4 protein-coding genes are annotated in these 14,403 nt (G+C 69.1%); 3 read left to right on the forward strand and 1 reads right to left on the reverse strand.

What is annotated here, in order from left to right; all coding sequences use genetic code 11:
* The first annotated feature begins 23 nt into the window (after nt 1-23).
* From A6M56_RS16635 to A6M56_RS16645, 3 genes are read left to right on the forward strand one after another with little or no spacing between them, the layout of a single operon-like run.
* On the forward strand, nt 24-839 hold the full coding sequence (locus A6M56_RS16635) for a MetQ/NlpA family ABC transporter substrate-binding protein (protein WP_045219324.1): 816 nt from the start codon (nt 24-26) through the stop codon (nt 837-839).
* 4 nt (nt 840-843) lie between these two features.
* A complete protein-coding gene (locus A6M56_RS16640; RefSeq protein ID WP_045219321.1) occupies nt 844-1,989 on the forward strand; it encodes a methionine ABC transporter ATP-binding protein in 1,146 nt (381 codons plus the stop codon).
* A complete protein-coding gene (locus A6M56_RS16645; RefSeq protein ID WP_045219319.1) occupies nt 1,970-2,623 on the forward strand; it encodes a methionine ABC transporter permease in 654 nt (217 codons plus the stop codon). Before A6M56_RS16640 ends, A6M56_RS16645 begins: the two co-directional genes overlap by 20 nt.
* 12 nt (nt 2,624-2,635) lie before the next feature.
* On the opposite strand, the gene A6M56_RS16650 is transcribed toward A6M56_RS16645, so the two are convergent.
* Nucleotides 2,636-13,957: an LWXIA domain-containing protein gene (locus tag A6M56_RS16650; protein ID WP_102079135.1), complete on the reverse strand. Its 11,322-nt coding sequence runs from the start codon at nt 13,955-13,957 to the stop codon at nt 2,636-2,638.
* Nucleotides 13,958-14,403: the final 446 nt, after the last annotated feature.

Genomic DNA, 14,403 nt, shown 5'->3' on the forward strand with positions numbered 1-14,403 from the left:
CTTCCGACACATCCCAACCGACCATGAAGCTCTCGCGCCTGCTCCCTACCCTGTTTGCCGCCCTCGTTCCGGTGCTGATGTCTGCCGCGCATGCCGCGCCGCTGCGCATCGGGGTCACGCCCGGGGCGCTTGCCGATTCCGTTGAAGTGGCCGCCGCCGAGGCGCGCAAGCAGGGGCTCGATGTGAAGGTCGTCGAACTGACCGACTGGACCACGCCCAACGTCGCACTCGCCTCCGGCGATCTCGATCTCAATTACTTCCAGCACCAGGCCTTCCTGGACAACGCCATCAAGGAACGCGGCTATGCGTTCAAGAGCGTGGGCATTGGCGTGCTCGGCAACATCGGCCTGTATTCGAGCAAGATCAAGCGCCTGTCCGACCTGAAGGACGGGGCGCGCGTGGCCGTCGCCAACGACCCCGTCAATCAGGGCCGCGGGCTGCTGTTGCTGCAGAAGGCCGGCCTCATCAAGCTGCGCGACGGCGTCGGGGCGCGCGGCACGCTCAACGACGTGATCGCCAACCCGAAGAAGCTGAAGTTCGTCGAGATCGAAGGGCCGCAGCTCGTGCGCGCGCTGGACGACGTGGATCTCGCCCAGGGCTATCCCGCGCACTTCGTCAACGCCGGCAAGCCGGACGTGGCGAGCGCCGGCCTGCTGTATTCCGGCATCGACGACGAGTACTTCGCCATCCGCTTCGTCGCGCGCAACGACAACGCCAACGACCCGCGCATTGCGCGCTTCATCAAGCTGTACCAGGACTCGCCCGCGGTACGCCAGCAGGTGCGCACGTCCTACGCCAACGACGACAAGCTCTTCACCCTGCCCTGGGTCAAACGGTGATGCCATGACCACGCTCGCTTCCAACCCCGCACACGCCTGGCCGGGCGCCCCGGCCGACCCCGCGGCGCACGCGCGGCACGCCGACGCAGCCATCGCTGCGCCGGGTGCCGGCACGATCCGCTTTCGCAACGTCGGCAAAACGTACCGCGCAGCCGCCGGTGACGTGCATGCGCTGCAAGGCATCGACCTCGACATTCCGGCCGGGGGCATCTTCGGCATCATCGGCCGCAGCGGCGCCGGCAAGTCGAGCCTGCTGCGCACCATCAACGGGCTGGAGAAGCCGACCAGCGGCCAGGTGCTGGTCGACGGCGTGGACGTCGGGACGCTCGGCACCGCCGCGCTGGTGGCGCTGCGCCGGCGCATCGGCATGATCTTCCAGCACTTCAACCTGCTCTCGGCCAAGACCGTGTGGGAAAACGTCGCGCTGCCGCTGAGGGTGGCGGGCGTGCCGCCAGCGGAAATCGCCGAGCGCGTGGACACCCTGCTGACGCTCGTGGGGCTGGAGGGCAAGCAGCATGTGTATCCGGGGCGCCTGTCGGGCGGGCAGAAGCAGCGTGTGGGCATCGCCCGTGCGCTCGTGCATCGGCCGGAGATCCTGCTGTGCGACGAGGCGACCTCCGCGCTCGATCCGGAAACCACCGACGCCATCCTTGCCCTGCTGCGCGACATCAACCGGCGCCTGGGCCTGACCATCGTGCTCATCACGCACGAGATGGGCGTGATCCGCGATATCTGCGACAACGTGCTGGTGCTCGAAGCGGGCCGCATTGCCGAGCAGGGCCCCGTGTGGCGCGTGTTCGGCGATCCGCAGCACGACGCCACGCGCGCCCTGCTCGCACCGCTGCGCGGCGGCCTGCCCGAAGACGTGGCCTTGCGCCTGGAGCCCGCGCCGCCTGCCCGCGCGCCGTTCGAGCAGCTGATCGAACTCGCCTACACCGGCGTGGCGCCCGTGCCGGACCTCGCGCACATCGCCCAGGCGCTGCGCCATCCCACCCGCCTGCTGCGGGCGGATCTCGACCGCATCCAGGGCCGCACGCAGGGGCGCCTGCTCGTCGCCGCAGCGGGCAGCACGCTGTCGCACGACGCGCTCGTCGCGTTGCAGCTGTCCCAACACACCCGGAGCCTTGGCTATGTCGCCGCTCACGATTGACCGCATCTGGCAGGGCCTGCTCGACACGTTGACGATGGTGTCGGCGTCTGCACTGATCGCCGTGCTGGCGGGCATCCCGCTGGCGCTGATCCTGGTACTCACGGCGCCGGGCAGCGCGCTGGAATCACCGCGCGTGCACCGCGTGCTGGGTGCCGTCATCAACGGCTTCCGGGCCACGCCGTTCATCATCCTGCTCGTCGCGCTGCTGCCGTTCACGCGGCTCGTGGTCGGCGCCACCATCGGCGTGTGGGCAGCGGTGGTGCCGCTGTCGATCAGCGCCACGCCGTTCTTCGCGCGCATTGCCGAGATCAGCCTGCGCGAGGTGGACCGCGGGCTGGTGGAAGCCGCGCAGGCCATGGGCTGCACGCGCCGCCACATCGTCTGGCACGTGCTGCTGCCCGAGGCGCTGCCCGGCATCATCGGCGGCTTCACGCTGACCATCGTCTCGCTGATCGGGGCGTCGGCCATGGCGGGTGCCGTGGGCGCCGGCGGCCTGGGCGACATCGCCATCCGCTACGGCTACCAGCGGTTCGACACGACCGTCATGGCGGTGGTCATCGTGCTGCTCATCGGGCTGGTCAGCCTCGTGCAGTGGGTCGGCGACCGGTCGGTGCGGCGGCTGAAGGCCCGATGACGGCAACGCGGCTCAGGGCACGATCACGACCGGCTCGTCAGGGTGGATCAGCCCGACATTGCGATGCGCGAACTGCGGGTTGAGCTGCAGCAGCTGCGCCAGGGCGGCCTCGACCTGCTGCTCGTGCGACATCGCCTGGCGCTGCGCATCGGAGACGTGTGCCTCGTGCAGCAGCGGCGTGCGATACCGGTCTGCAATGCCGTTGAGTGTGTCACCCGGCTGCACCACGTATTCGGAATGCGTGGGCTGCGGGGTGGCCGATGTGCCGGGCGGCTGGCTGGTTGAGGGCGCACTCGCGCTGGCCGATGGCGAAGGCGAGCTGGACGGCGAGACGGTTGGCGACGGCGACACCGAAGGCGATGCCGATGCACTCGGTGTTGCGCTCGGTGCCGCGCCAGGCGACTGCGTGACAGCCGGTGTGCCGGGCGGACGCTTGTTCTTGTCGTCCTGCATGAACAGCGGCTTGATCAGGTTGAATGCATACGCCGAGAGCGGCAGCAGCGCGATGGCGATCTTGTGCTTGCTCACAAACTCCGACGCGTTCGGGAAGTGCGAGCTGAAGCGCGAGAGGCCGAGCGCGCCCGACGACAGCAGCATCGGCACGCCCTTGAGGTAGTCGCCACCCATCATCTGCGCGGCGCCGAGCAGCATGCCGCCGGTGGCGGCCAGCGTGTCCGCCGAGATATCGAGCCCGCGCACCGTGCGGCTGCGCTGCTCAATGTCGATGTTGCGGCCGCGCCCGAGCAGCACGCCGGTGGTATACGCGATCGACGCCACCGTGCCGCCCGTGGGCAGCACGTACCAGATGGCCGAATCGTGGGCCAGTGTCCAGGCCTTGGTGGCCATGGCGTGTGCATACGAGGCCAGCCCCGCGCTGTAACCGCCGATGGCGAGCTGCCGGCCCCAATAGCCGAGCTTGGTGCGCGGGTGGCCCAGGTGCACCTGCTGCAGCCCGGTGCCGCTGAAGATGGCCTGGATCTGTTTGACCAGGTCGGCCGACACGGCCTGGGTAGCCTCGGTGGCCTGCGTGCGCGTGATTTCGCGATTGCCCAGGCGCTGGTAGATGTTGTGCACGCTCCAGTTGGCTTCGGCCACGAAGGTGCGCAGCCGCGTTTCGATGTCGGCCAAGTCGGCCGGCACGGTCTTCTCCGACGTGTGGTCCGGCAGTGCCTTGACGAGCCGGTCGACCATCGTCTGCGTGGCTTCGCTGAAGACGCGCGGATCGGCCCGCTCGATGGTCGCCATCGTCGCCTGATGCAGCACCTGCGCCGAGCGTCCGACCCGCAGCAGCAGCATGGAGGGGTTGCTGGCCAGCGAAACCGTGTTGGCCCCGGTGCCCGGGATGCCGATCAGCACCGCACCGGCGCCCCCTGCCAAGGAGGCACCCACGGTCATCACTTCGCGCGCACGCGTGCCGAGCTTGGGCTTGGCGCCTTCCACGCCCAGCGCATTGAGTTCCGCGGATGCCTGTTCCGGCTTGAGCAGCACCTTGCGCGCGGTCTGCGTGGTCTGGACACGCCCCGCGCTCTGCGGCTCGCCGGACGCGTCCACCGACAGGGCCTTCTCGTTTTCCACCATCTGCCTCCAGGTGGGCAGCGGTGTGGCCGGGTCGCGGGCCGATGCCGGCAGCGCCTTGGCGCCCGCGGGGCGCGCAGCCACGCCCATCTCGTCCGTCCATTGCTTGGCAAACTGACTGGCGAGTTCCTCCTTCGGACTCAGGCGCCCCTTGGCGTCCCACAGCGGTTTGGCAAAGGCGATCTCGGTGGCGCGGGCACGATTGACGAGTGCGGTCGTGTTGCCGTTGAAGACGCGGTCGATGATCGCGTTGACCTGGCTGTCCGAGAGGTTGTACTTCTGCCTGCCAAGCCGCGCGATCTCGGCCAGCAGCACCTGGTTCTGCGCGTCGTACTGGCTCTTGGACGGGCGTTCGAACACACGCGTGAGGGCATCGTCGCCATGCAGCCGGCCCTGGGTGGGCGCGCCGTCCTGCTCGAAGCGCAGCACCATGTCGGCGACGGCGGTGTTCAGCCGTTCGTTGGCGATGGCATCAGCACCATTGGTGGCGTACGACACGCCCATGTGCACCCAGGGCAGCGTGGGCCGCTCCAGCACCTGTTCGACGAGCTTGGCATTGCCGCCGCCTGGCACCGGCTCGAGCACCGTATCCCAGCCGTGGAAGCTGACCATCACGTGGGGCGCCGGCGCATCGGCATGGGTGGCGCCCCACTTCTCCAGCATCGAGAACAGCCGCACGTGGTTGTCGTACGCGTCATTGGTGCGTGCGGTGAAGTGGTTGTTGGTGCCGATCAGCGGCCGCGACGGCGCGAACTCCAGCCGGATGACCACGCCGGTCTGCGACGACAGGTCGAGCCATTTGTCGAGATGCGACTGATGCAGATCGTCGAGGAACAGCTTCTTCTGGTCGGCGCCGCTGCCGGACTTGATCTGCGCGTTGGCATGGTCGATCGTCGCGTTGTTCACGTCGATCTGCTTGGCGGCCTGCACAAAGCTCGGGTCCTGGCGCTTGCCCACGGCAGCGCGCAGCGAATACGGGTCCACCACGAGCGAGATCACCGGCATGGCGCCGCCGGTTTTCTTGATGAACGCCAGCGCCTTGGCGGGATCGTCGCGCAGTCGGTATGCCCGGCCCATCGGCGCCAGCCGCGCCTGGAGCGGGAATTCCGAGCGCAAAAACGTGTTGACCATGTGCCGGTCTGCCGTGGCCGCCGCCGAGAACCGCTGTGCCATGCGCTTGCCCGCAAACGGCACGCGGCGCGACACGGTGTTGGCAGCAACGTCGCGCGCCACGCGCAGCTTGAGCTTGAGCTTGCGCCACAGCTGCGCATCGGCCATCACCACTTCGGGCGCATGGTCCTTGACGGGCTTGAATTCGACATTGCTGGCGTAGGGATCGTCCTTCTTGCCGGCCAGCAGTTCAACCTCGTCCAGAGGCCGCGTCAGGTTGCCCAGCTTGGGCGCGTCGGGCGGCAGCGCCACCGTGGTGGTGCTGGAGAGCACCGGCTGGTACACGCCAATCTCCAGACCGCTGCCGCTGCGCTGCCATGCCTCGAACTGGTCGGGCGGCAGGCGCGTGAGCAGGAAGTGGGTATCCGCACCAAAGCTGTCGTGCCCGATCGCCAATTCCTTGGCCGGGGTGCCGTTGTGCGGCGTGGCCGGCTTGTTCCAGGCGGCATACCACGTGAGCGAGTTGCCGGTATCGCCGTCCGGCTCCAGGCGGCCCGTGGGCGTATGGCGGGCCAGCTTGCCCGCGTGGTCGGCCGTCTCGTAGACGTAGATGTAGTGCGTGCCGGCTTCGAGCCAGCCTTGCTTCGCCAGGTCGCGCAGGTGGGCGATGTTCGGCCCGCTGTAGTCGAGCGCATGGGCGTCGGACTCGGGCAGCATGCGCGCGTCGGCGTAGCCGAGAGCCGAGCCTTCCAGCGGCGTGCCGGTCGTGACGGGCGCCTCCAGCGTGCGCTGCCGCCATTGCAGAAGCTGCGCCGCGCGCCCACGCAGGAAGCCGCCGTTGGCCCGCCGGTTCAATGTGGTGGCGGCCTGTGCAATCTCGCCCGGCTTGAAGGCCGGCATGCCGTATTCGGCCTGCTTCCACAGCGTGCGCGGCTTGAGGAAGCCGCCCAGCTCCTTGACCGTCTCGGGCTGCATCGAGCTGACCACGAAGCGCACGCTGCGCGGCGCGCTGCGCAGCGTGCGCGCGCCGTGCGTCTGCTGCCGGGCAAAGGCGGCTTCGAGGCTGCGCCCGGGCACGGTGGCGCCGTCCATCGGCGCATCCACGTGGTACGTCCATGTGCCGTCGGTGCCGCGCCTGGCATAGCCTTTGGGCGCACCGCCCTTCCTGTCGATCACGTAGATGATGTCGCTGTCCTTCGCGGCGTCGGTGGCGTCTTTCACGCTCTTGTAGCGCTTGGCGTGCCCAAGCTGCTGTATATCGGCCACGACCTTCGCGTCGATCTTGTCGGCCGCCGGTGACAGCACGTGCGAGCCGTCATCGCCATTGATGCGCGATGGCCCGCCAAACGCCTGCAACCGCTCGTACGACACGGGGCTGATGTAGAAGTCGACGTCCTTGCGTGCGCTGCGCATTGCCGAGTTGTCGCCGCGCACGGCGCGCTTGACGATCTTCGGCACGTTGCTGCCACGCACCGCCGTGGGCGGCGCGAAGGTGCCGTCGTCACGCACTTGCGTGGTGGCGACGATGACCGGCGTGCCGTCCGGCTGGCGGGTGTCCTTGAGTGCGATCAGGACGGTCTTGCTGCCGGCCTTGGTGGCCAGCTGGCTCAGCTTGGGCACCTCGGCGCCGGGCACGTGCCGCAGCGTGCGCAGGTCTTTCACGTCGAGCCATTCGGCGGCCTTCGCGGCGGCCTTCTGAGCGTTCGATGCCGCCGCCGAGGCCGGTGCCGGCATGTGCGGTGTGCCGGGCGCCGCGCCGTTCCAGCGCGAGGCGTAGTACTGCGCGTAAGTCTGGTCCGGCGCCGTGGACGTGCGCATGCTGCCCATGGTCTGCGCCAGGCGCAGGTAGGCCTCGGGGTTGTTGGCATCCCATTGGGCATAGGCCTGTTCCAAGGGCTGCGGCATCTGCGCGCGGGCGCCGATGTCCACGCCCGTTGCGGCCAGCACCTCGTCGCGCACGTTGAACGCGTTGCCCTGCGCGCTGGCCTCGGCGGCGAGCGCGGTCTGCACGTAGCTGCCCTCGCTTTGGCCTTGCAGGCCCAGCAGATCGAGCTCGACCTTCACGGCGTGATCGGTCTCATGGCCCAGCGTGTAGACGAGCGCCCCGGCGTCGGGCGCGTTGGCATCGAGCGTGATGGTCTTGCGCTCGGCATCGACCGCAGAGCCGCGGTTGCTGGGCCCGAAGCGCACCGCCCAGCCGGCGTCGTGCAGCAGGCGCAACTGGCGCGTGAGCGTGTCGGAGGCGCCAATCAGGGCATGGGCCGCGGGCGGCAGCGGCGCGCCGCCAAACGCCATCGTCACGCGATCGCCCGGCGTGGTCTGGTAGGTGGCATCCTGCGGGCGGTACTGCGTGCCGGTGCCGCTGTAGTCGGGCGAGCCGGCCCGCCGGTCCACGGGGCCGCCGAGGTTTCGCGCCGGGTTGGCGGGGTCGACGCCGATCTCGGCAAAGCGCCGGCTGGTGGCCTTCTGCAGCGCGGCGCTGTAGTCGAACGGTACGCCGTATTGCGCGGCGGCCTGCTGCGCCAGCACCGTGTCGTGCTGCGCCAGGGAGATCGCATAGGCGCGGATGCTGCCAAAACTCTGTTCCGGGCCCGGCGTGCGGCCGATGTTGGAGGCGCCAAACTGCGTGTTGCCGGCGGCAAACCGGTCGATGGCACTGAGCAGCCGGTCCACCATCGCGGGCGTGGGCTCCGCCGCGGTGGACACGCCGCGCAACTGCGCCTGCGTCATCGACGGCACGGTGTCGTGGAAGTGGTCCGGATGCTGCTGCTGGTAGTGCCGCAACGCCTCCACCACGCGATCGACAGCCGCGCGGTCGGTGGCATACACGACGATGTTGTCGGCGCGCGGGCCGGCGGCGTCGGGGCCGGCCGCCTTGGCTGCATAGACGCCCGGGAAGCGGCCGGGCTGATCCACCACGCCGCGCACCAGGAAGTCGAGCACGTCCAGCACGTGCGGCGTCTTGGCGTTGACATAGACGCGCTCGGTGACGGCGTTCGGGTCGACGAGGCCGTCCTCGCGCATGAAGTGATAGAACGTGGTGCGCGCGCGGCCTTCCGTCGGCATCGTGCTGTCAACGAAGGCGCCGTCGGCTTGCGACACGGTGTAGGCGCCTTCGGGGCGCTGCTCTGCCAGGGCGATCAGGCGCGGGAAATAGAACTCGCCCGGCATGGTGTCTTCCGGCCCCGTGACGCCGCCCGTGCGGGCGTACAGGCGGTACACGTCCTTGTTGCTCAACGCACCGTTGGCTGCGTCTGCGCCTTCCGCCTGCACGCGGGCCAGCAGCGCCTGCTGCGACTCGAGTGCCGATTCGGCGCCACGCGGGCCCCGCTCCGGCAGCACGCGCTGCGCCGGCGAGCTGCCCGGGGCGGGCGCCACGCCCGGCATGCGCACGCCCGATGCGGCCAGGTCGGCCACCGCGGCCGCGTAGGCGCGCCGTTGCGACGCGCCATGCTGGCGCGCCACGCCCATGCCGGCACCCATGAGCCCGGCCGAGGTGAAGAACTGCACCCAGTCTTCACCCGTCGCCTGCCCGTTGGATGCCGCCAGCGACTGCCCCTGGTGCAGCATCGCGGCAAGGTTGGTGTTGAGCGCGCCGGTGCCCATCAGCCGATACGCCAGCGCGCCGCCGCCCAGGAACTGCAGCCCCGCCAGCCGGCGCAGGCGTGCCGGCAGCCTGGCGAGCACGTCGGCCCGGTTGAGCAGCGGGATGGCCTCGTTCAAGCGCTGCAGGCGCATCGTGCCCAGCGTGAGATCGGCAGCGACACCCGGGTTGCGCGTGACGCCAAACACGGCATTCAGCCGTCGCGCCGCGTTGGCGGTGGCCGCGGGCGAGCCGTACAGCGCGCGGCTGAGCACGGCGTTGGTGAGGTTGTTCTGGAACGGCCGCAATGCCCAGCGATTGTCATTGAGCAGGCTGATGCGCGCGGCTTCTTCGGCGCTCGCGCCACGCGAGATGCGCACCGCGTTGATCGCCTCCATGAGATCGGCGTTGTAGGCGCCCACGCGCGCTCCAGCCACGGCCGTGCGGTTGATGAGCCCGCCGACACCGGCGGCGCCGCCCAGCACGTTGGCACCCAGGCCCACCCAGTTCCACGGGTCTTCACGGCCCTTGGCGGTGGAGAGCGCATTGATCGAGTGTGCCGCGCCTGCCACGGCCGTCACCGCAAAGTACGCATCGGCCAGGTTCGACAGCACCACGGCCCATAGCGCAGCGGTCTCGGGCTGCACGACGGTGGTGATGATCCCGGCCGCCACCGTCAGGCCGATCTCCAGGTCGGTCTTCAGGTGCTCCCAGTTGTACCAGTGATCGTCGGGCTTGTAGGTCTTCCAGTAACCGTCGCCGGTCATCAGGTTGCCGTTGGCATCGACCACCCAGTGCGGCTGCGCGATCAGCAGGCCGCGATCCAGCCCGCTGTGCGATTCCCACTCGCCATAGCCGTTGCGCACGGTGGTATCGGCCGGGCCCACGTCGATATAGCGCCCGTCGGTGCCGATGCCCTCCATGATGGCCAGGCGCTTGGCGTCGCCCTTGCCCTCGCGGTTGTCCCACCACTGCATCGACAGCGAGGTGAGCACCACGGGCGTGGTGCCGCTGGGCGTGGTCACGCCTTCGCCGCGCATGAGCTGGCCGGCCACCTGTGCCAGCGTGGTCTTGTGGCCCTTGTGGTCGTAGACGACTTCGTTCCCGCTGTATTCCGCGAACTGGCCGTCGGCCATGGCTTGCTGCTCGCCGAGCGTGCGCGCCGTGTAGGTCGGGTCCAGCCCGTATGCCTGACCCACGGCGTTGTACACCTGGGCCTGGCTGGTGGTCGTGTGCATGCCGTCCTGCCAGGGCAGGCCGACGGTGTTGCCGCTGGCCGTGACACCGGCGGTGGTGCCTGAGCTCACGCCTGCGGTGTCGGGGGTCCAGTTCAGATCGTTCTGCAGCCGAGGGCTCGCATTGGTGGCGTGGGGCGCGGTGCTGACGGGCGCCGGCGGCCTGGAGGCCTCCTTGATGCCGGTCTCGCGCCGGATCTCCTTGCTGACCTCGTCGTCGATGTTGTCCCCGAGGATGTCTTGCGTGAGCTGCATCGGGACGTTGTCGTCCTTCACATCCGCCAGCCCGAAATCCTGCCCGGTGACCACGGCCATGCCACCGCCGCCGACGAAGTACGTGGTGTTCAGCCGCGAATCGACCGATTCCGTGCCCAGCCCGCCCTTGTCGATGGGCTTGAGCATCAGGCCTTCGATCTGCTTGCGCAGGTCGGTCATGTCCTGGTTGCGTGCACCGCCGGCGGCCGCGTAGATGCGCGACATGGCCTTCAGGTCGGTCACGTCCAGCTTGCCGCGGAACTGGCTGTGGTACAGCGCAGCGGCCAGGTCCGGCGCGACGCCGTTCATCTGGTCCGCTGCTGCGTTGGCCTGGTCTTTCTTGTCCTTGCCGAAGACCTGGGCGCCGCTCTGCTGAAACAGCGACTGCGTCTGCGGTGCCTGGATCGTGTCGTCCAGCAGTTGCGCGTAGAAGATCGTGCCCTTGTAGACATCGAGCGCCGTGCCCATGGCAGTGAGCCGGCCCTGCGGCGAATCCTTGCCGTCGTTGGCGGCCGTGCACATCATCGGCGCGTGGTCGAGGATGGATTGCAGCGCGCGCTGCTGCAGGCCCGAGACGCTCGCGTCGCCCATGACCTGGTCGAACAGCGGGTCGCCGGACTGCATGCCCGCGAGCAGACCGGTGAGCCGCTTGGCCGCCGCCGCGTCGCCCTTGCCTGGGCCGCCGTTGGTTTGCAGGGCGTGCGCGGCAATGTGCAGCGCCTGCTGCGCGCCCAGCGCCGTCTGCCATTGCTGGAAGCTCGTCAGCAACTGCTTGAACTCGGGCGAGTTCTTGCCGGTGCCGCGCGCCGCGTCCATCTCGGGCGCGATGCCGGCCATGGTGACGGCGTTCTGCGCCTTCCACAGGGTATCGACGTTGTCGGGGCTGAGCTGCCAGTCGCCATCCTCGGGCTTGCGGCCGGCGGCAACGTTCAGCGCCTTGTCGAGATCGTCGTGATACGCCTGCAGGGCGCGTGCGGCAGCGGCCTTGAGCTCTGCGTTGTCGGGCGCCTTGTCAGACTTGGCCTTGGCGTCCTGCCACGCCGCGTAATCGGTTCGGGCCTGCGTGACCGCGCCGTCGAGCGCCTTCTGGTCGGGCTGGATGTCCTGCTTCATGATGCCGGCCGTCACGCGCAGCACGTCCGGGTCCAGCACGTTCAGCTTGGCAAGGTCCTTGGCCCCGGCCTCCACTGGGTCCTGCGTCGGGTCCTTGTAGTAGTCCTCCAGGTGCTGCTGCGCCGCCACGGTCAGTGCGGATTGCGTCAGCATCGCCTCGTTCTGTTCGTTGCCGCCGAGCCAGGCCCGCGTGGCGGCAATCGCCTCGGGCAGCGTCATGCCGCTGGCCACCAGCTGGCTCAGATGGGCGGTGGTGTCGGGCTGGGCGCCGTCGCGCTGCGTGTCCGGCGTCTTGGCATCGGGCGTCGCCGCCAAGTTGCCCTTGCGCAGGGCGTTCACGCCGTCCTGCAGATCCTGTTCGGTAAACAGCTGGGCGGCATCGACATCCTTGGTGGCCTGGTCGATCGGGTCGCTGGGGGGCTGCGCGGTCTTGTCGCCTGACTTGTCGCCGGTCTTGTCCTGCTGCCGCGCCACGGTCACGGCCTGGGCACGTGCCAGCACCGCTGCCTGCGCCCACGTGCGGTTGCTGATGTCGGCGTTGGCCTTGTCGTTGCGGGCGGCATCGAGCGCCTTCTGCAGGCCGGCCGCATCGGCCGTGCCGCCGCCCAGCGCCTTGTTCAGCGCCGCCTGGGCCTTGGACAGGTGGGCCGCATCGTCCGGCCCCACCTGCACCGTCGTCGGCGACGGCTTCAGGCCGGTGTGCTTCTGCAGCGTTTTTGACAGCGCACCGTTCGGGTCTTCATCGATGATCGCCTGGTACGGCGCCATCGACGCATTGTTGGCCTTGGCCAGCCCCAGCGTGTCGAACGGTGTGTTGGGCGGCGTGTAGCCGTTTTCCTTGTAGCGGTCCAGGTCGGCCTGCGCATTGGAGAGGAAGGACCGCAGGCTGCCCATGACATGCGCCGCACCGTCGCTCTTGGGGCCGCCCAGTGCGTTGACGATGCGGCTGATGGGGCCGTAGTAGTCGTCGCGCTCGTCCAGCGTCTTCATGCTGGGGGCGTAGATCTCGGGGTCGCCCGCCTTGATCTTGCTGTCGATCTTGCCCTGCAGGTTTTGCGTGTAGAGCGCCTGTGCCAGCTCCGGCGAGGCGCGCTGCACGTCTTCGAGCAGTGCCGCGATGTCGCGCAGCTCACCCGGCGTGCCCACCTTGGCGATGTTGTCGTGCGTGATGCCGGCGTTCAGCACCGAGTGGACGAGGCCCTTGTACAGCGCCGTGTCCTTGTAGCGCGACAGCGCGTTGCCTTCGGCCACCAATGTGTCGTGCGGGTCCTTGCCGCTGGCGTGGGTGATGTCCTGCAGCGCGCCAGCCTGGATGTCCTGCGTGCGTGCGTCGTCCATGACGCTCGTATAGAGCGGGTCGGTGTCGGCCACGCCGCGCAAGTGTTGCGTAAGCGCCTGCGCTGCCTTGAGGTTGCCGCCGGCGCCGCCCGAGGCACGCGCGGCCTGTGCGGCATCGACGATCTGGGCGGCTTGCAGGTCGTTCAGCACGCTGGCCGCCGAAGGTACGCCTTGCGCGCCGCTTGCGGCGCTATTGCGTTGCGCGACCAGGCGCTCGGCAAGCAGGCGCCGGTCGGTCTGCAGCGGATCGGCACGCCACTGGCTGTCGGGCTGCCCCGCAGCGGCGTTCAGTTCGTCGGAAAGCGCGGTGTGGTAGGCCTGCTTGTCGCGCGCCAGCGTGGCCGCGTCGGCATTGGCGGCCTTGTCCTTCTGCCAGGTCTCGAAGGCGGTCTGGGTCGCCCTGACGGTGTCGTCGAGGTTGGCGGCCGGCTTGAGCTCGACGTGCAGCGTCTTCACGACGTTGTCGATGGTCGGCTTGGAGAAAATGCCGAGCCAGACGTCCTGCTTGGCGGCATCCTGGATCGGGTCGGCGTCGGCCGGGACCTTGCCGTCTGCCACGGCTTTCTCGGCCGCGATAGTCAGGGCGGCTTCGCTCAGCACCGTCTCGTTCTGCTCGCTGCCGCCGAACTGGGCGCGCGCCGCGTTGACGGCTTCGGCCTCGGTCATGCCGCGGTCGAGCCCGGTCTGGATGGCGGTCCGCGCGTCTTGCAGCGTCACGGCCTGCGGGGGCGGCGCCTTGTCGGTGGTCAGCGGCTTGTCCGACAGCGCATGCGTGGCGCCATCCAGCGTGGTGTTGTCGAACACGTGCGTGAGGCCGACCTGGCTGGCGGCCTGCTCAAGCGCGTCCACCTTCGGTTGCGCTGTCGCATGCGCGGGGCCGTTGTGCGCGGCTTGCAGCAGGATGGCGGCCCGCGCAAGGGCCTCCCGGTTGATGCCGGGCTGCGTCTGCTGGATTTTCTCGACGGCGGCCTTCAGCGCCGCCGTGTCGTCGCAAGCCTTGCCCTGGAGCGCATTGCGCAGCGCCGTCTCCGCATCGGACACATCGCGCGCACTGGGCGCCGGCGGCGGTTGGATGGGCTTGGGCGGCGTCGGGATGCCGCCACCGCCGTCGATGGCTCTGAGCATTACGGTTCTCCTGGGCAGACTACGAGCACTCGCCCATGATTGCCGCGCTTGCCAAGTCCGCCTATCCGGAAAATTCGTAGAAAAACGCGCGATCCGCCCGGCTCCGTGCGGCGGACTACGGGATCCAGTAGCGATTTTTCCCGAAGTCGCGCCGACGCCGCTCGGCACCGCGCGTGGCTGACGCGGACTCATGCAGTTGCGCAAACCGTCCGTCTGCCGCGCGCGGGTCTGGGCGACAGGACGCTGCAGGCCCTGTCCCACCCGGCCAACGCATGTCATGCCGATGGCGCGGTGGTGATGTCGCTGGTGTCACACACCATCGTCTTCAGCAGGTGGCGCGCATGCCGGATCGTCCATCTGCTCCCGCCGGTGAGGTCGCCCGTCGCTGCCCGCGAGCGTGCGGACGGCACAACGCCGCTGCCGGAAGCGTTGCGGATACGATCACG

Source organism: Ralstonia sp. RL (assembly GCF_001683835.1).
GTDB classification, from domain to species: domain Bacteria; phylum Pseudomonadota; class Gammaproteobacteria; order Burkholderiales; family Burkholderiaceae; genus Ralstonia; species Ralstonia mannitolilytica.